The organism is Streptomyces sp. NPDC048434, from assembly GCF_043200375.1.
Classification (GTDB): domain Bacteria; phylum Actinomycetota; class Actinomycetes; order Streptomycetales; family Streptomycetaceae; genus Streptomyces.
In genome coordinates this window covers 157,339-174,863 of the sequence record NZ_JBICXQ010000009.1, presented here as the reverse complement: position 1 = coordinate 174,863, position 17,525 = coordinate 157,339, and the positions used below count along the sequence as shown (strand labels likewise).

The following is a 17,525-nucleotide window of genomic DNA, read 5'->3' as shown; positions in this document are numbered from 1 at the left end:
GTCCGCGGCGACGACGCCGAAGTGTGCCGTATGAACTTGTCGGTCCTGCGCCGTCTCCCCGAGTCGGACGGACGCAAGCGTGAGCGGTTGGGTGCTTTCGGTAACCGGTCTGCGTCTCAGCTCTCCGCGAGGATGTGGGAGAGCTCGGTGTCGAGATCAAAATGCCGGTGCTCCGTACCGGGTGGTACGGCGGCATCGGTCCTTTTGAGGAACGACTCGAGAGCCCGTGCGGGCGCCTCGAGCAGGGCTTCGCCTTCCGGCGAGCTCAGGGCGATGCAGACAACGCCCTGTCCGTGGCTCCGGGACGGCCATACACGGACGTCTCCGGTGCCTGTGGGCCGGTGCAGGCCCTCGGCGAGGAGATCGCGGGCGAAAACCCACTCGACAGTCTCCTCGGCTCCGGTATGGAAGGTGGCATGCACGGCATAGGGATCGGCCGTGTCATACCGCAGGCCCGCGGGTACAGGCAGTGAGGACTCGCTCGACACAACGAGGCGCAGGTGCAGCTCGCAGCTGACCGTGGTGTTCATAAGCGCCAGGGCCTTTCGCTCAGTGTGCGCTCGGGGATTCGCACGTCGGCGAAATCGACATGCCACCTACGGTGCCGTTGTAAACCCCTCTGACGGTTTTGTGTGGCTTCAGGTACCTCTTCCGGCGGATTGCGAGATCGTCCTCGGCGGTAACTCCGCCGGACCCATCCCGTCCGGTAAGTTTGTGGGCATGAATACGCAGAGTAACGGGGGGCCCGGAACGGTGGAGGAGGACGCCGCTCCGGCCGAGCAGCCGCTCGGTTCGAGAGCGCCGCACTTCATCAAGCGCTCCCGGCCACTGCATCTGAGCTGGCAGGTCGGAGTCTTCGTCGTCGGCCTCGCGGTCGTGGTAGGCGGCGTGATCATGCTGCCGCTGCCGGGGCCGGGCTGGCTGGTGATCTTCGGCGGTATGGCGATCTGGGCGACGGAATTCGTCTGGGCCCAGTTGGTGCTGCGCTGGACCAAGCGGAAGGTCACGGAAGCGGCCCGGAAGGCACTCGATCCGGCGGTGCGGCGACGCAACATCATTCTGACCACCATCGGCCTGGTGATCATCGCCGCGGCGCTCGCGGTCTATGTCTGGAAGTTCGGCTTCGCGATGCCGTGGCACGTCTCCGAGTGACGTCGGCATGGTCGGAACCGCCCGCCGACGTGGGGTAATGTTGGCGGTGCGCCCGGGCGATTAGCTCAGTGGGAGAGCGCTTCGTTCACACCGAAGAGGTCACTGGTTCGAACCCAGTATCGCCCACCCCGGACGACGGCCCGGAGACTTCAAGTCTCCGGGCTGTCGCTGTTGTTGGGTGCGCGCGCCCCGCTGGGGCGCACACTGGGATCATGCCCGCCTGGTCTCGCCGACTGCATCGCTACCGCTTCCGCAGCGTATGGCTGCTCAACGCCCCGCCGACCGTCGTCTACGCCGTCCTCGAACGCGCCGAGGCATACCCCCGGTGGTGGCCCCAGGTCCGTGAGGTGAACCCGCTCGACGACCGCAGCGGTACCGCCCGCTTCCGGTCGCTGCTGCCGTACGACCTGACGGTCGTGGCGAGCGAGCGCGTGCGGGACCCGGGAGCGGGGGTGCTGGAGATAGAGATGCGCGGAGATCTGGCCGGCTGGGCGCGCTGGACGGTGGTGCCCGGCGCCGGCGGCACCCGCGCCGTCTTCGAGCAGGACGTCGAGGTCTGCAAGCCGCTGCTGCGGCGGTTCGCGCTGCTCGGCCGGCCGGTGTTCCTCGCCAATCACGCGCTGATGATGCGGGCCGGGCGCCGTGGTCTTGCCGCCTGGCTGGCCCGCGGATGAGGTGCCCCGGCGCGGCGGTCCGGGACCGCGGCGGAACAGGAATTTGATGGAAGGCCCGGACGGCCTGTATTGTTCTGCTCGTTCACGAGGGAAACCTCGTCGACGCCCGGGCGATTAGCTCAGTGGGAGAGCGCTTCGTTCACACCGAAGAGGTCACTGGTTCGAACCCAGTATCGCCCACCGGGATCAAGAACCGGGCCGCCAAAAAGCGGCCCGGTTCTTTTTGTTGGAGAACACGGCACCGGGAATTCCGTCCGGTGCCTTTGCCGGTCGCTCCGGAATTGCTGATGAGGGATCAGGCCGCGGCGGGGAGTTCGGGACGCAGCGGCCAATGCGGATCAACGGTTTCGGGGTTGCCGCTGCGGGCGAACCAGGCCTGCAGCCCACGCGCCTGGGCGGCGTACCAGAGCGCCTGGCGGGTGTGCAGCTCCGCCGGCTGCAGTCCCTCCAGACGGTCCGCGTAGCGGTGCCCCAGCGCCCGGACGACGTGCAGCGATGCGAGCGCGTCGGCGGCCGCCTCATGGGCGTCCGTCAGCTCGACCTCGTAGTGCGCGCACAGGTCGGTGAGCGTACGGCGGCCCTTGCGGTAGCGGTCCAGGTGTTTGTCGAGGACGTGGGGATCGAGGATGCGCAGCGGATGGGCGCCCAGGTAGGCGCCGAGCGAGCTGGCGCGGTGCCGCCTCAACTCGCGTTCCAGGAGGGTGAGATCGAACGGGGCGTTCATCACGACCAGCGGGCGGCCGGCCACCGACTGGGCGGCCAGGGCGCGCGCGACCTCCTCCAGTACCGGCGCGGGCCAGCGGCCGTGCAGCGCGAGATGGTCGGCCGTCAGGCCGTGTACCGCCGTGGCGGCCTCGGGTATCTCGACGCCCGGGTTGATCAGCCAACGGGTGATCCGGGGCGCGGAACGCGCTGTCTCCTGGACCACCAGGGCCGCGGAGACGATGCGGTCGCGCTCGACATCGATCCCCGTGGTCTCGGTGTCGAAGGCGGCAAGTGGACCGTCATACCAGCACGGCATCATCCCAACTCCTCGCGCTCGTACAGGGGATGACATGCACGCCACCCGAGCTGGTGATACCCGAGAGGCGCGGTGGTCGAACCGTCTTTGTTTGCGGACCACTTGACGCGGAGAAAAACAGAGGGACGGGCCGACGCGCTCCGCCTTCTCCCCGTCATCCACTCACATCGATCGGCACAGCCCGGAAGGCACCCCCGCGATGACGCTCGCGCAGCCCGAACCGGGCGGGCTGCTGCCCCAGCTGACCACACCGCAGCGCGGCGGACTCGCCACCACGGCCTGCATGGAGACCCTCCAGGTGGGCTATCTGCACGCGGTCGCCGCCGCCTCCGGATGTTCGCTGGCGCAGCCCTTCCCGGACAACGGAATCGACTGGCACGTCAGCCATGGCGCGCCCGGTCACACCGTCGACGACGAAGTCACCATCAAGGTGCAGCTCAAGTGCACCTACCAGACCGCACCCCGCCCGCCGGGGCCGACCTTCGCCTTCACGCTCGACAACGACCATCTGGTGAAGCTGGCCCGTACGCCCGTATCGGTACACAAGATCCTGGTCGTGATGCTGGTCCCACGGACCCAGGAGGACTGGCTGCTGGCCGGCCACGACCGTCTCGAACTGCGGCACTGCTGCTACTGGATCAATCTGGCCGGCCATCCGGTGACCGGCCGGCGCAGGACCACCGTGCGGATCCCGACCGCGCGGATCTTCGACGACCGAGCGCTCTGCGAGATCATGACGCGGGTCGGGGCGGGAGGGAGACCCTGATGTACCGGCCGACCGACGAATACGATGCGCGGCTCCTGGATCCCGCGCAGCTCGATCCGGCGGTGCTCAGCGCGCTGCTGGCCCGGCACGGCTGGCGGCGCCGGGGCGGGGCCGCGGGCCACTACGCCCGGTGGACGCCGCCCGGCGGGGCCGGCGGCACCAGCCTGCTGGTGCCGCACGACCGCCGCTTCCCCGACAGCGGGGAGCTGCTCGCGGAGGCGCTGGCGGCGCTGGCGCAGAGCTCCTCGTCCTCCGCCCGCGAGGTGCTGGTGGGGCTCGCGGTGCCCAGCGACGAGGTGCGCTGGGAGCGTGAGGTCCCCGACGGCGGCTCGGGGGCCGCGTACTGGATCGCGCAGGAACAGCTGCGCGGCGCGGCCCGCTCGATGCTGATCGCCGGGGCGCTGGGAACGTACGGCCGGGCCGGCTACTACGGCGCCCGGCACAAACGGCAGGCCGAGGGGTTCATGGGCGAGGTGCTGGTCGGTCCGGCGGCGGCCGGGCGCCGGCTGACCGCGTTCGTCCCGGTGCGCGGCGGGCGCAGTGCGGTCGCCGGGCTGCAGCGGGCGCTGCACGCGGTCCGCGACGCCACCGACTACCAGCGGGCCACCGGCGGTATGGAGGCCTACGACGCGGCCGTCGAGCTGGGGGTCTGCCATGAGCTGGTCCAGGCACTGATCGCGCTGGTGCGGGACGCGGAGGGGGTGCGGATCGCGGTCGAGTGGTCGCCGGGGGCCGGCGTTCCGGCAGGCTGCCCGGCCCGCCCCGAGCCGGTGGAGTTCTCGCCCGGCGATCTGCCCGCGCTGCAGCAGGCCGCCCAGCGTTACGTCCGCGATGAGCCGTCGTTGCCGGTCCGGGTGACCGGCGCGGTGATACGGCTGCGCAGGGAGCGGCCGGGCGGGCCCGGCACGGCGCGGCTGCGGGTGATCACCGGGGCGGATGTGGTGCAGGTGCGGGTCGCGCTGGGGGAGGAGGACTACCGCATCGCGGGGCATGCGCACCTGGTGGGACTGCCCATCCGGGTGAGCGGGCGGCTGGAGAGCCGGGGCGGGTTCCGCCGGATCACCGGCGGCCGTGATGTCACGCCCGTACAGGTCGACGAGGCGGAGCGGGACCGGCTGCTGAAGTCGCTGCAGGAGAACCTCGACTTTTTCGAGGAGGCGTGCGGCGCCGAGGAATAGCGGCTTTCGAGCCGGGGTGGTGAAACCGTTTCGCGGTCGGGTCCGGTGGATCGGTACGATTCGGCTGCGCAGCAATCGCTGACGTGAAGAGACATGAGTCAGGAGAGACCGGTGTCAGACGTCCGTGTGACCGTCCAACGCGATTCCGAGCGGGAAGAACGCGTGGTGACCACGGGCACTACGGCCGCCGACCTCTTCCAGGGCGAGCGCAGCGTCGTGGCCGCGCGGGTGGCCGGAGAGCTGAAGGATCTGGCGTACGAGGTCGCCGACGGCGATGCGGTCGAGCCCGTCGAGATCACTTCCGAGGACGGTCTGAACATCCTGCGGCACTCCACCGCGCATGTGATGGCACAGGCCGTCCAGGAGCTGTTCCCGCAGGCGAAGCTCGGCATCGGTCCGCCGATCAAGGACGGCTTCTACTACGACTTCGATGTCGAGACCCCGTTCCACCCCGACGATCTCAAGCGCATCGAGAAGAAGATGCAGGAGATCCAGAAGCGCGGGCAGAAGTTCGCGCGCCGGTCGGTCAGTGATGACGCCGCGCGCGAGGAGCTGGCCGACGAGCCGTACAAGATCGAGCTGATCGGGCTCAAGGGCTCGGCCGCGGACGCCGCCGAGGGCGCCTCCGCCGAGGTCGGCGCCGGCGAGCTGACCATCTACGACAACCTCGACGCGAAGACCGGCGAGCTGTGCTGGAAGGACCTGTGCCGCGGTCCGCACCTCCCCAGCACCCGTGCCATCCCGGCGTTCAAGCTGATGCGCTCGGCCGCCGCCTACTGGCGCGGCAGCGAGAAGAACAAGCAGCTGCAGCGGATCTACGGCACCGCCTGGCCGACCAAGGACGAGCTCAAGGCACACCTGGAGTTCCTCGCCGAGGCCGAGAAGCGCGACCACCGCAAGCTCGGTGCGGAGCTCGACCTGTTCTCCATTCCCGAGGACATCGGTTCGGGTCTGGCGGTCTTCCACCCCAAGGGCGGCATCATCCGCCGGGTCATGGAGGACTACTCGCGGCGGCGTCACGAGGAGTCGGGGTACGAGTTCGTCTACACCCCCCATGCCACCAAGGGGAAGCTGTTCGAGAAGTCGGGCCACCTGGACTGGTACGCCGACGGCATGTACCCGCCCATGCAGCTCGACGAGGGCGTGGACTACTACCTCAAGCCCATGAACTGCCCGATGCACAACCTGATCTTCGACGCGCGCGGCCGCTCGTACCGTGAACTGCCGCTGCGCCTCTTCGAGTTCGGGACCGTGTACCGGTACGAGAAGTCGGGCGTCGTGCACGGCCTCACCCGCGCCCGCGGCTTCACCCAGGACGACGCGCACATCTACTGCACCAAGGAGCAGATGGCGGACGAGCTGGACGCCACGCTCACCTTCGTCCTCGACCTGCTGCGCGATTACGGTCTGACCGACTTCTACCTGGAGCTCTCCACCAAGGACCCGGAGAAGTTCGTCGGCTCGGACGAGGCATGGGAGGAGGCCACCGAGACGCTGCGGAAGGTGGCCGAGAAGCAGGGGCTGCCGCTGGTCCCGGACCCGGGCGGCGCCGCGTTCTACGGCCCGAAGATCTCCGTGCAGACCAAGGACGCCATCGGTCGTACGTGGCAGATGTCGACCGTCCAGCTGGACTTCAACCTGCCGGAGCGGTTCGACCTGGAGTACACCGCGGCCGACGGCACCAAGCAGCGTCCGGTGATGGTCCACCGCGCGCTGTTCGGTTCCATCGAGCGGTTCTTCGCGGTGCTGCTGGAGCACTACGCGGGTGCGTTCCCGGCGTGGCTGGCGCCGGTCCAGGCGACCGGTATCCCGATCGGCGATGCGCATGTCCCGTATCTGCAGGACTTCGCCGCACAGGCGAAGGCCAAGGGGCTGCGGATCGAGGTGGACTCCTCGTCGGACCGGATGCAGAAGAAGATCAGGAACGCGCAGAAGGCCAAGGTCCCGTTCATGATCATTGCCGGTGACGAGGACGTCGCCAACGGCGCGGTCTCCTTCCGCTACCGCGACGGGTCGCAGAAGAACGGCATTCCGCGCGACGAGGCGATCGCCGAGATCCTCGACGTCGTGGAGCGTCGCGTCCAGGTGTGACGCCCGCCAGGTGAGCAACAGGGCCCCGGAGAGCGACCGCTCTCCGGGGCTCCGTCATGTCTCGCCCTCCTGCCGGAAGCGGCGCAGCAGCCAGGAGGAGAAGGAGCCCACCACCGCACCGACCAGCGCCACCCCGACGAACATCAGCGCCACCGCGACCACCCGGCCGCGCGAGGTGACGGGGGTGGCATCGCCGTACCCCGTCGTCGTCAGCGTCGAGCAGGCCCACCACACCGCGTCGCCGAAGGTGTGGATGTTCGCGCCCGGGGCGGACCGCTCGTCGTGGTAGACGGCCAGGCTGGCGGCGAAGCCCAGCAGCAGCGAGGTGAGCCCGGTGTATGCCATCACCCGCGCTTCGAGGACGAGCCTCGGGTGGTCCCGGCGCCGCTGCATCCGCTCGTGCATGTCGATGATCCGCAGCGGCCGCAGCAGGGGCAGTACGGTCACGATCAGATCCAGCCAGCGGGTGCGCAGAAAGTGCCGCCGGTCGTTGCTGAACGCCAGCCGCGCCAGATATTCGACGACGAAGAAGCTCCAGCTGACGACGGTGACCAGCTCCCACCAGGTCTGCCAGCCGGGGGAGAGGCCGGGGACCAGGACCCGTACCGCGTAGGAGGTGAGGAAGAGGAGGGAGGCGGCAAGGAGATACGGCTGGGCGCTTCGCTCCCAGTCCCACAGCCGCTGCTCCCTGTCCACCGGCTCAGCATCGCGGAGCGGGCTACGGTATGCGCCCCAACGACACGGCGCCAACGGGCGAAGCCATATGCTGGCCCGTATGACAAGCGAGCCGGAGCAGCAGATCGGAGTCGGGACGCAGGACGCCTTCCAGCGCCTGTGGACGCCCCACCGGATGGCTTACATCCAGGGTGAGAACAAGCCGACCGGTCCGGGTGCCGGCGACGGCTGTCCGTTCTGCGCGATCCCCGCGAAGTCGGACGAGGACGGCCTCGTGATCGCGCGCGGCGAGCATGTCTACGCGGTGCTGAACCTGTACCCGTACAACGGCGGTCACCTCATGATCGTCCCGTTCCGGCACGTCGCCGACTACACGGAGCTGGACGTAGCGGAGACCGCGGAGCTGGCCGAGCTGACGAAGCGGGCGATGACCGCGCTGCGCACCGCCTCCGGGGCGCACGGCTTCAACATCGGGATGAACCAGGGCACCGTCGCCGGCGCCGGGATCGCGGCCCATCTTCACCAGCATGTCGTCCCGCGCTGGGGCGGCGACACCAACTTCATGCCGGTGGTCGGGCACACCAAGGTGCTGCCCCAACTCCTCGCCGACACACGGGCGATGCTTGCGGACGCCTGGCCCGCGTAGAGCGCCTCCGGTCTCGTCCGGGGCCGGTGGTCGAGGCGACACGCGCCGAATGAATCGGACAGATCACACTAATTCGGATTAGTTGCCTCTCTAATGGGGTGGTGACTTCCCTAGACCGTCGCTCCGTGCTGCGCGCGGCCGCCTCGGCCGCGGCCGCCGGTGCGCTGGTGTCGGGCTGCGACCCGCACCGGGACGAGGACGCCGGCGCCGTACGGTCCGCCGGCGGGCCGAGCGCTTCCCCTGCGGGCCAGGCCCCACCCGTCCGGACACCCCCCGCCCGGCCACCGACCCGGGCGCCCGGCCTGCCCGTACAGATCGCCCACGGGCCGCGGCGGGGGCATGCGGTCGCGCTGACCTTCCACGGCAGGGGCGACCCCAAGATGGCGACCGCCCTCCTCGGCGAGGCCGAGCGGGCCGGGGCCAAGGTCACCGTGCTCGCCATCGGCGACTGGCTCGACGCGCAGCCCGCGATGGCCCGCCGGATCCTCGACGGCGGCCATGAGCTGGGCAATCACACCATGCACCACCGCAACATCTGCGCCCTGCCGGCCGCCGAGGCCTACGCCGAGATCACCCGGTGCGCCGACCGGCTGCGCGCGCTCACCGGAACCATCGGCAGCTGGTTCCGTCCCTCGCAGACCCAGCGGGCCACGGACCTGGTGACCGCCCTGGCCCGCAAGGCCGGCTATCCGCACGTCCTGTCCTACGACGTCGACTCCCTCGACGCGAACGACCCCGGAGCCCCGGCCGTCCGGCGCACGGTCCTGGACGCGGTCGAGCCGGGCTCGGTCGTGAGCCTCCACCTCGGGCACGCCGGCACGGTGGCGGCGCTGCCCCCGATCCTCGACGGCCTCCGCCGACGCGGTCTGCGCGCGGTGACGACAACGGAGCTAGTGACCTGATGGCTGACCGGAACCGTACCCACGACCGTCCCCGTCTCCGCGCGCGCCACCGGGCCGCGCTGCTCGCCGTGGCCTGCGCGCTGGTGGCGGGCTGTGGCGGCGGCGAGAGCGAACGGGCCGGGCACAGCCCGCGGCCGGTCGAACGCGCGCCGGTCAACGCCGCCAAGCCGGGCCTGCCCGGGATGCCGCCGCTGCTGGACGAGCACGACCTCTACGCGGCGGACCGGCCGGGCCGGCTGGCGCCGCAGGTCAAGGACTTCCCCTCGCGGATCTATGTCCCCAACACCGGCTCCGACACGGTCAGCGTCATCGACCCGAAGACCTACAAGGTCATCGAGACCATTCCGGTGGGCGTACAGCCGCAGCACGTCGTGCCGTCCTGGGACCTGAAGACGCTCTGGGTCAACAACAACCGGGGGCACGACCTCACCCCCATCGACCCCGCCACCGGCAAGGCCGGCAAGCCCGTCAAGGTCCACGACCCGTACAACCTCTACTTCACGCCCAACGGGAAGTACGCCATCGTGATGGCCTCGATGGACCGGCAGTTGGTCTTCCGCGACCCGCACACCATGGAGATCCGCAGGACGCTGCGGGTCAACTGCGGCGGCGTCAACCACGCCGACTTCTCGCCGGACGGGCGGTACTTCATCGTCTCCTGCGAGTTCTCCGGTGAGCTGCTCAAGGTCGACACCGAGAAGATGAAGATCATCGGCAAGGAGAAGCTGCCGTTCGAGGGGGCGATGCCGCAGGACGTGAAGATCTCCCCGGACGGCAAGACCTGGTACATCGCCGACATGATGGCCGACGGCATCTGGATCCTGAACGGCGACACCTTCGCCCAGCCCAAGCTCATGCCGACCGGCAAGGGCGCCCACGGCCTCTACGTCAGCCGCGACTCGCGCTACATGTACGTCTCCAACCGCGGCGAGGGCTCCATCTCCCGGCTCGACCTCAGGACCGGTGCGCTCGTCGACAAGTGGCACATCCGCGGCGGCGGCAGTCCCGACATGGGCGGCCTGTCCACCGACGGCAAGGTCCTGTGGCTGTCCGGCCGCTACAACTCCGAGGTCTACGCACTGGACACCCGTACCGGCAAAACCCTGGCCAAGATCCCCGTCGGCCAGGGCCCGCACGGGCTGGCGGTCTACCCGCAGCCGGGGCGGTACTCCCTGGGGCACACGGGCATCTTCCGCTAGCCCGTGAGCCCCACTGGGCGGGTGGGGCCTAGGCGTTGTACTCGTCCGCCTTCTGCGGCTCCACTCCCTGGACCATGCCGCTGAGCACCAGGGACCGGTTGGTGAAGCGCTCGGTGTCCACGCCGTTCTCCTTGAGGACGCTCATCGCGGCGGCGTGGACCGCGCGCAGCACCGGGGTCGCGGCACGCAGCGCGTCATCGGCCATGAAGCGGTGGCGCCAGGGCTTGTCGGCCCAGACGTGCCGCAGGCCGAACGGCTCGGGGAGGGTCAGATTGCCGCCGAGGAAGTCCAGGACCGGCGGGAACCAGGTCAGCGGGGCGCGCGCGGCGAGCCGGACCACCTCTTGCGGCTCGATGAGCGGGAGGTGCTGGGTCTTGGTCTCCCAGAACTTGACGACCTTGGCGACGTCCTTGGTCTTGGGCTCGGGCTTGGTCGTGAACAGGCCGTTGACCGGGCCGAGGGCGTGGCCGGTCACTTCGATGCGCAGGGTCTCGTGCAGCACCGTGACGGTGATCATCAGGGTGATCACCAACTGGCCGTCCCACAGGACGAACTGGACGCCGAGGTAGTGGCGGTTGCCGCTGCCGAACTGCTGCTCGTTGCAGATCCGCTCTATCTCGTGCCCGCGGATCTGGTACGCCTGCACATGGGTGCCCTCGGGGCGGGTGACGGCGGCGGCCTTCTCCCCGACCGGTGAGACGATCCAGTGGCGTACGGACGGCGAAGGGAATCCGCCGGTGTGCAGCGGACTGCGCTCCAGCAGCCGCAGCTTGTCGTGGATCGCCCGGATGACGTCCCAGCTGCGGAACGGGTGGATCTCGCTGCCTTCCTTCGCCGGCGTGAGCTCCTCCGCGAGCTGCCAACTGCCCCAGCGCGTACCCATGCCGAGTATGCCCTTGGGACCGGCGTAGAAGACGACGTTGCTGCTCTGCTCGGCGGAGATTTTGGCGAGATTCTGCCGGAGGGTTTCGGCGGCGATCTGGTTCGGGTCCTGGGGCACCGCCTCGGGGATCTTCGCGGCCACGCCGCCGCCCTCGAGCAGCCCCTTCCACGACTCCCGCATGGCCACCGCGGTCTTCTCGCAGATCTGCTTGGCCCACCACCAGCCGATCACCGGGGCGACGGCCATGGCGCGGGCGTACATCGGCCAGAAGCCGGTGAGCGGCAGCTTGATCATGAAGAACAGGCCGACGCCCGCCAGCACCGTCAGCAGCAGCCCCCCGAGCAGCGAGATACCGCGGCCCGCACCGTCCTTGGCGAGCATCTTCCGCAGCTGGAAGACACCCAGCCACAGCAGCACACCGGGCAGGAACAGCAGTCCGAACAGCACCATCAGCAGCGTCAGCTTCGCGTCCCGCTGCTTGCGCACGCGGGTCGCGGACAGACAGTGCTCGACGATGGTCTGCGGCTCGGTCCCGAAGGACTGGATGAGCGCGGCGCGCCCCCCGCCGAGCATCCGCACCTGCACCGCACGCGAGAACGCCTCGCCGAGGTTGGGCGCGAACAGCGACAGCTTGGGCTTCTTGATCGCGGACTTGCCGGAGTCGGAGTCGGCCTTGGAGATATCGGCGAGCGGGCTGTCACGGTAGGCGGCCGAGGCCAGCGCCTGGGTCGCCGCCGTCTGCCCGGCGCTCCCCGAGAGCGGGACCTGAGCCCCGGGACTGAAGTCAAAGCCGTCTGCCACTACCGCCCCCCACACCGCACGCATCCGATGATGCGGCTCTTCCCGACTTCTGCCGACGGCACACCTGCTGAGGGCCGGTGTTCGAGCCCGTGACCTCGTGTGCTGCCGTCGCCCCCGGTTCAACGGCAGGCACTCAGCGTACAGCCGCCGTCCAGCCCGGGGGAGTTGAGCTGGACAGCGGCCGCTCCAACGGCTGATCCGCCGTTAACTATGCGCCGTTCTCGGCCTGTTCCCGCCACTTGTCGGCGAGCGGCGGCGGCATCGGCTCATGCCGCAGGTGAGCGCGGGAGAACCGCCCGGTGCCGTGGGACAGGGAGCGAAGATCGATGGCGTACCGGTCGATCTCGATCTCGGGCACCTCGGCGCGCACCACGGTGCGGCCCGCCCCTGACTGCTCCGTACCCACGACCCGGCCGCGGCGCCCCGACAGATCGCTCATCACCTGGCCGACGAAATCGTCCGGAACCATCACGCTCACCTCGGACACCGGTTCGAGGAGTTCGATCCGGACGTCGCCGGCGGCCTCGCGCAGCGCCAGCGCGCCCGCCATCTGGAACGCGGCGTCCGAGGAGTCGACCGAGTGCGCCTTGCCGTCGAGCAGCGTGACGCGGATGTCGACGAGCGGATGTCCGGCGGCGACCCCGCGCTCGGCCTGGGCGCGTACGCCCTTCTCCACGGACGGGATGAACTGCCGGGGCACCGCGCCGCCCACGACCTTGTCCACGAACTCGATGCCGGAGCCGCCCGGGAGCGGTTCGATCTCGATCTCGCAGATCGCGAACTGGCCGTGGCCGCCGGACTGCTTCACATGGCGCCCGCGGCCCGCTGCGGGGGCGCCGAAGGTCTCCCGCAGCGACACCTTGTGCGCGACCGTGTCCACCTGCACGCCGTAGCGGGCCCGCAGCCGCTCCAGCGCGACATCGACATGCGCCTCGCCCAGGCACCACAGGACCACCTGATGGGTGTCCTGATTGTGCTCCAGGCGCATCGTCGGATCCTCCGCGACCAGGCGGGCCAGGCCCTGCGACAGCTTGTCCTCGTCGGCCTTGCTGTGTGCCTGGATGGCGACCGGAAGCAGCGGGTCCGGCATCGTCCAGGGCTCCATCAGCAGCGGGCTGTCCTTGCCGGACAGGGTGTCGCCGGTCTCGGCGCGGGTCAGCTTCGCCACGCAGGCCAGATCGCCGGCGATGGCCTTGGGCAGTGGGCGCTGCTGCTTGCCGAACGGGGTGGACAGTGCGCCGACCCGCTCGTCGACGTCGTGGTCCTCGTGCCCCCGGTCCTGCAGCCCGTGGCCGGAGACATGCACCGTCTCGTCCGGGCGCAGGGTGCCGGAGAAGACGCGGACGAGGGAGATCCGGCCGACGTACGGGTCGGAGGAGGTCTTGACCACCTCGGCCGCGAGCGGGCCTGCGGGGTCACAGCTCAGCGCCGGGCGCGCGGCGCCGTCCGGGCTGGTCACGGTGGGTGCCTCGCGCTCCGCGGGGGTCGGGAAGCCGCCGCTGATCAGCTCCAGCAGCTCCACGGTGCCCAGCCCCTGCTTGGAGCCCTCGGCGGCCGGGGCCGCGGCCAGCACGGGGTGGAACGTGCCGCGGGCGACCGCCGTCTCCAGGTCCCCGATGAGGGTCTTGAGATCGATCTCCTCGCCGCCGAGGTAGCGGTCCATCAAGGACTCGTCCTCGCTCTCGGCGATGATCGCCTCGATGAGGCGGTTGCGGGCCGCCTCGATCTGCGGCAGCTCGTCCTCCGTCGGTTCGCGTTCGGTGCGCTCGCCGGAGGAGTAGTCGAAGACCCGTTGGGTGAGCAGGCCGATCAGGCCGTGTACGGGGGAGTGGCCGTCGGCGCCCGGTGTTCCGTACAGCGGGAGGTAGAGAGGGACGACGGCGTCCGGGTCCTCGCCGCCGAACGAGGTCCGGCAGTGCTCGGTCATCTCGTCGAAGTCGGCGCGGGACGCCTCCAGGTGTGTGACGACCAGCGCGCGCGGCATGCCGACGGCCGCGCACTCGTCCCAGACCATCCGGGTCGCGCCGGCCACGCCGTCAGCCGCCGAGACAACGAAAAGGGCCGCGTCCGCTGCGCGCAGACCGGCCCTGAGTTCCCCGACGAAATCGGCGTATCCGGGGGTGTCCAAGATATTGATCTTGACTCCGCCCCAGTCCACCGGGACCAGGGAGAGCTGTACGGAGCGTTGCTGGCGGTGCTCGATCTCGTCGTAGTCGGACAGACAGCCGCCGTCCTCGACCCGGCCCGCCCGGTTGACCGCGCCGGATGCCAGCGCGAGGGCCTCGACCAAGGTGGTCTTCCCCGATCCGCTGTGGCCGACCAGCACCACATTCCGCAGGGACGTGGGCTGGCCGGCCGTTGATGCCCTGCCGGCGGCTCCTGGGTGTGTACTCGGTTTCTCGCTCATGTGTCTCGCCTCCAGGTCGACACTTTGCGGTGATTCGAGCTTTCCACCGAGGTCATGATGCGTCCATACATGGCGCACGGAGCCGGTGCTCCCAAGGGTCCTGTGGCACCGCCCGTGGAGCCCCCGGGTGCGCCCCCGGGCGCGCGACGGCGTCCCCGAGCCCTGGGATGCACTCTGCGCCGCGATGCGTTCGTGGTGGCCCAAGACCTCCTGGCTACGATGGGCCAGCCGGTGGCCCCTTGACCTCGCGGCCCGTATCGACCTCCGGGAAGGCCATGCTGAACAAGTACGCGCGTGCTTTCTTCACGCGTGTTCTCACGCCGTTCGCCGCCCTGCTCATCCGTATCGGCGTCAGCCCGGACGCGGTCACTCTCGTCGGGACCGGAGGCGTGGTGGCCGGCGCCCTGGTCTTCTACCCGCTGGGCGAATTCTTCTGGGGCACGATCGTCATCACCCTGTTCGTCTTCTCCGACCTGGTCGACGGCAACATGGCGCGGCAGCTGGGGCGCTCCAGCCGTTGGGGGGCCTTTCTCGACTCCACCCTCGACCGGGTCGCCGACTCGGCGATCTTCGGTGCGCTCGCCCTGTGGTACGCGGGGCGCGGCGACAGCCTGATGCTCTGTGCGATGGCGATCTTCTGCCTCGCCAGCGGCCAGGTGGTCTCGTACACCAAGGCGCGCGGCGAGGCCATCGGGCTGCCGGTGAACGTCAACGGTCTGGTGGAGCGCGCCGAGCGGCTGGTCATCACGCTGGTCGCCTGCGGGTTGTCGGGTCTGCACGCGTTCGGGGTACCCGGCGTCGAGATTCTGCTGCCGATCGCCCTGTGGGTCGTCGGCGTCGGCAGCGTCGTCACCCTCGGGCAGCGCGTGGTGACGGTACGACGGGAGTCGGCCGAGGCCGACGCCATGGCACAAGGGGGAAACAGCGCATGAGTCCAGGCAGGACCCGCCGGCCGCGGATCGACACCGGCAAGCTGACGGATGCGCTCTACGCGCTGGGCTGGAGCACCGTCAAGAAACTGCCCGAGGGTGCCGCCGTACGGCTCGGCCGCCGGATCGCCGACATGGTCTGGAAGCGCCGCGGCAAGGGCGTCCTGCGGCTGGAGGCGAACCTCGCCCGGGTCGCCCCGGATGCCACACCGCAGCGGCTCGCCGAGCTCTCCCGGGCCGGGATGCGCTCGTACATGCGCTACTGGATGGAGTCCTTCCGGCTGCCGGCCTGGAGCAAGGACCGGATAAGGACCGGCTTCGTGCCCGAGGACGTGCACCATCTGGAGGACGGGCTCAACAGCGACCGAGGCGTCGTCCTCGCGCTGCCGCACATGGGCAACTACGACCTCGCCGGTGCCTGGGTCACCACCAAACTCGGTGTCCCCTTCACCACCGTCGCCCAGCGCCTCAAGCCGGAATCCCTCTACGACCGCTTCGTCGCCTACCGCGAGGGCCTGGGCATGGAGGTGCTGCCGCACACCGGCGGCGCCGCCTTCGGCACGCTCGCCCGGCGGCTGCGGGCCGGCGGCCTGGTCTGCCTGGTCGCCGACCGTGATCTGTCCGCCTCCGGGATAGAGGTCAAGTTCTTCGGAGAGGCCACGAAGATGCCGGCCGGCCCGGCGGTGCTCGCCCTCCAGACCGGTGCCATGCTGCTGCCCGTCACGCTCTGGTACGACGACACCGCCGTGATGCGCGGCCGCATCTACCCGGAGATCGAGGCACCGGAGACCGGCACCCGCGCCGAGAAGGCCGCCCAGATGACCCAGGCGCTCGCCGACGCGTTCGCCTCCGGCATCGCCGACCACCCCGAGGACTGGCACATGCTGCAGCGGCTCTGGCTCGCCGACCTGGAGCCGCGCGAGGAGTCCGGCGCACCGGGCGGCCCCGAGGCGTCCGGAACGGAGACCGCGTGAAGATCGGCATCGTCTGCCCGTACGCCTGGGACGTCCCCGGCGGCGTGCAGTTCCACATCCGGGACCTGGCCGACCATCTGATCCGGCTCGGCCACGAGGTCTCCGTCCTGGCCCCCGCGGACGACGAGACCCCCCTGCCGCCGTACGTCGTCTCCGCCGGCCGCGCCGTCCCCGTCCCGTACAACGGCTCGGTCGCCCGGCTCAACTTCGGCTTCCTCTCCGCGGCCCGGGTACGCCGCTGGCTGCAGCACGGCGCCTTCGACGTCATCCACATCCACGAACCGGCCTCGCCCTCGCTCGGCCTGCTCGCCTGCTGGGCGGCACAGGGCCCGATCGTGGCGACCTTCCACACCTCCAACCCGCGCTCACGGGCCATGATCGCCGCATATCCGATCCTGCAGCCCGCCCTGGAGAAGATCAGCGCACGCATCGCGGTGAGCGAATACGCCCGCCGCACGCTCGTCGAGCACCTCGGCGGCGACGCTGTGGTGATCCCCAACGGCGTGGATGTCGGCTTCTTCGCCTCGGCCGGGCCCAAGGCCGAGTGGCAGGGCAAAACGATCGGCTTCATCGGCCGGATCGACGAACCGCGCAAGGGCCTGCCGGTCCTGATGAAGGCGCTGCCCGCGATCCTCGCCGAGGTACCGGACGCCCGGCTGCTGGTCGCCGGACGCGGTGACGAGGAGGAGGCGGTCGCGGTGCTGCCCGCCGAGATGCGCTCCCGGGTCGAATTCCTCGGCATGGTCAGCGACGAGGACAAGGCCCGGCTGCTGCGCAGCGTGGATGTCTATGTCGCGCCCAACACGGGCGGCGAATCCTTCGGCATCATCCTCGTCGAGGCGATGTCGGCCGGGGCGCCCGTACTGGCCAGCGACCTCGACGCCTTCGCCCAGGTCCTGGACCAGGGCGAGGCCGGGGAACTGTTCACCAACGAGGACGCGGACGCCCTGGCCACGGCCGCGGTACGCCTCCTCGGCGACCCCGCACGCCTCGCGGAGCTGCGCGAACGCGGCACCCGCCACGTACGCCGCTTCGACTGGTCCACCGTCGGCGCCGACATCCTCGCCGTCTACGAAACGGTCACCACCGGCGCCGCCTCGGTGGCCACCGATGAACGGATGGGGCTACGGGCCCGCAGGTGGCTGGCCAAGGATTGACGGGGTTTCCCACGTTGTCGGCTGTCCCGCCGTGGGGGTTCGTCGCCGTTGCGCCTGCGGCGGGCCGCTG

16 protein-coding genes and 2 tRNA genes are annotated in these 17,525 nt (G+C 70.0%); 13 read left to right on the top strand and 5 right to left on the bottom strand.

Annotated features, from left to right (window positions below; translation table 11 throughout):
• Positions 1-116: 116 nt before the first annotated feature.
• On the bottom strand, positions 117-530 hold the full coding sequence (locus ACGFWI_RS13520) for an SsgA family sporulation/cell division regulator (protein ID WP_003959770.1): 414 nt from the start codon (positions 528-530) through the stop codon (positions 117-119).
• A 190-nt stretch (positions 531-720) separates the two neighbouring features.
• On the opposite strand from ACGFWI_RS13520, the gene ACGFWI_RS13515 reads away from it, so the two are divergent.
• The 4 genes from ACGFWI_RS13515 to ACGFWI_RS13500 all read left to right on the top strand — a co-directional run bounded on the left by ACGFWI_RS13515 (position 721) and on the right by ACGFWI_RS13500 (position 2,006).
• Positions 721-1,152, top strand: a complete 432-nt coding sequence (locus ACGFWI_RS13515; protein ID WP_393906115.1) for a TIGR02611 family protein — start codon at positions 721-723, stop codon at positions 1,150-1,152.
• A gap of 54 nt (positions 1,153-1,206) precedes the next feature.
• Positions 1,207-1,278 (top strand) — tRNA-Val (locus ACGFWI_RS13510).
• Positions 1,279-1,364: 86 nt separating this feature from the next.
• Complete coding sequence (locus ACGFWI_RS13505) at positions 1,365-1,826, top strand: SRPBCC family protein (RefSeq protein ID WP_393906114.1); 462 nt, start codon at positions 1,365-1,367, stop codon at positions 1,824-1,826.
• A gap of 108 nt (positions 1,827-1,934) precedes the next feature.
• A tRNA-Val gene (locus ACGFWI_RS13500) sits at positions 1,935-2,006 on the top strand.
• A gap of 115 nt (positions 2,007-2,121) precedes the next feature.
• On the opposite strand, the gene ACGFWI_RS13495 is transcribed toward ACGFWI_RS13500, so the two are convergent.
• Positions 2,122-2,847: an exonuclease domain-containing protein gene (locus ACGFWI_RS13495; RefSeq protein WP_393906168.1), complete on the bottom strand. Its 726-nt coding sequence runs from the start codon at positions 2,845-2,847 to the stop codon at positions 2,122-2,124.
• 199 nt (positions 2,848-3,046) lie between these two features.
• Between ACGFWI_RS13495 and ACGFWI_RS13490 the strand changes: the two genes are divergently transcribed.
• The 3 genes from ACGFWI_RS13490 (at position 3,047) to thrS (ending at position 6,882) form a co-directional block, all read left to right on the top strand.
• Entirely contained in the window at positions 3,047-3,613 is a 567-nt protein-coding gene (locus ACGFWI_RS13490) for a DUF4365 domain-containing protein (protein WP_393906113.1), read from the top strand.
• Positions 3,613-4,791, top strand: coding sequence for a hypothetical protein (locus tag ACGFWI_RS13485; protein ID WP_393906112.1), 1,179 nt, complete (start codon positions 3,613-3,615; stop codon positions 4,789-4,791). The genes ACGFWI_RS13490 and ACGFWI_RS13485 overlap by 1 nt, the downstream gene beginning before the upstream one ends.
• A 111-nt stretch (positions 4,792-4,902) precedes the next feature.
• Positions 4,903-6,882, top strand: coding sequence for a threonine--tRNA ligase (gene thrS / locus ACGFWI_RS13480; RefSeq protein ID WP_393906111.1), 1,980 nt, complete (start codon positions 4,903-4,905; stop codon positions 6,880-6,882).
• 54 nt (positions 6,883-6,936) lie between these two features.
• Here the strand turns inward: thrS and ACGFWI_RS13475 are convergent, their stop codons facing one another.
• Positions 6,937-7,578 carry a potassium channel family protein gene (locus ACGFWI_RS13475; protein ID WP_393906110.1) on the bottom strand — a complete coding sequence of 214 codons (642 nt, stop codon included), beginning with the start codon at positions 7,576-7,578 and terminating at the stop codon, positions 6,937-6,939.
• A gap of 67 nt (positions 7,579-7,645) precedes the next feature.
• On the opposite strand from ACGFWI_RS13475, the gene ACGFWI_RS13470 reads away from it, so the two are divergent.
• From ACGFWI_RS13470 to ACGFWI_RS13460, 3 genes are all read left to right on the top strand, one after another.
• A complete protein-coding gene (locus ACGFWI_RS13470) occupies positions 7,646-8,203 on the top strand; it encodes an HIT family protein (protein WP_393906109.1) in 558 nt (185 codons plus the stop codon).
• Between the two features lie 101 nt (positions 8,204-8,304).
• Positions 8,305-9,105, top strand: a complete 801-nt coding sequence (locus tag ACGFWI_RS13465) for a polysaccharide deacetylase family protein (RefSeq protein WP_393906108.1) — start codon at positions 8,305-8,307, stop codon at positions 9,103-9,105.
• Positions 9,105-10,304: a YncE family protein gene (locus tag ACGFWI_RS13460; protein WP_393906107.1), complete on the top strand. Its 1,200-nt coding sequence runs from the start codon at positions 9,105-9,107 to the stop codon at positions 10,302-10,304. The genes ACGFWI_RS13465 and ACGFWI_RS13460 overlap by 1 nt, the downstream gene beginning before the upstream one ends.
• Positions 10,305-10,332: 28 nt before the next feature.
• Here the strand turns inward: ACGFWI_RS13460 and ACGFWI_RS13455 are convergent, their stop codons facing one another.
• Both ACGFWI_RS13455 and ACGFWI_RS13450 read right to left on the bottom strand, forming a co-directional pair.
• Positions 10,333-12,012 carry a hypothetical protein gene (locus ACGFWI_RS13455; RefSeq protein ID WP_393906106.1) on the bottom strand — a complete coding sequence of 560 codons (1,680 nt, stop codon included), beginning with the start codon at positions 12,010-12,012 and terminating at the stop codon, positions 10,333-10,335.
• A 184-nt stretch (positions 12,013-12,196) separates the two neighbouring features.
• Positions 12,197-14,395: an elongation factor G-like protein EF-G2 gene (locus ACGFWI_RS13450; RefSeq protein ID WP_393906105.1), complete on the bottom strand. Its 2,199-nt coding sequence runs from the start codon at positions 14,393-14,395 to the stop codon at positions 12,197-12,199.
• 275 nt (positions 14,396-14,670) lie between these two features.
• Between ACGFWI_RS13450 and pgsA the strand changes: the two genes are divergently transcribed.
• From pgsA to ACGFWI_RS13435, 3 genes are read left to right on the top strand one after another with little or no spacing between them, the layout of a single operon-like run.
• On the top strand, positions 14,671-15,327 hold the full coding sequence (pgsA, locus tag ACGFWI_RS13445; protein ID WP_393906104.1) for a phosphatidylinositol phosphate synthase: 657 nt from the start codon (positions 14,671-14,673) through the stop codon (positions 15,325-15,327).
• Complete coding sequence (locus tag ACGFWI_RS13440; RefSeq protein ID WP_393906103.1) at positions 15,324-16,298, top strand: phosphatidylinositol mannoside acyltransferase; 975 nt, start codon at positions 15,324-15,326, stop codon at positions 16,296-16,298. The genes pgsA and ACGFWI_RS13440 overlap by 4 nt, the downstream gene beginning before the upstream one ends.
• Positions 16,295-17,455 carry a glycosyltransferase family 4 protein gene (locus tag ACGFWI_RS13435; RefSeq protein WP_393906102.1) on the top strand — a complete coding sequence of 387 codons (1,161 nt, stop codon included), beginning with the start codon at positions 16,295-16,297 and terminating at the stop codon, positions 17,453-17,455. The genes ACGFWI_RS13440 and ACGFWI_RS13435 overlap by 4 nt, the downstream gene beginning before the upstream one ends.
• The last annotated feature ends 70 nt before the right edge of the window (positions 17,456-17,525 follow it).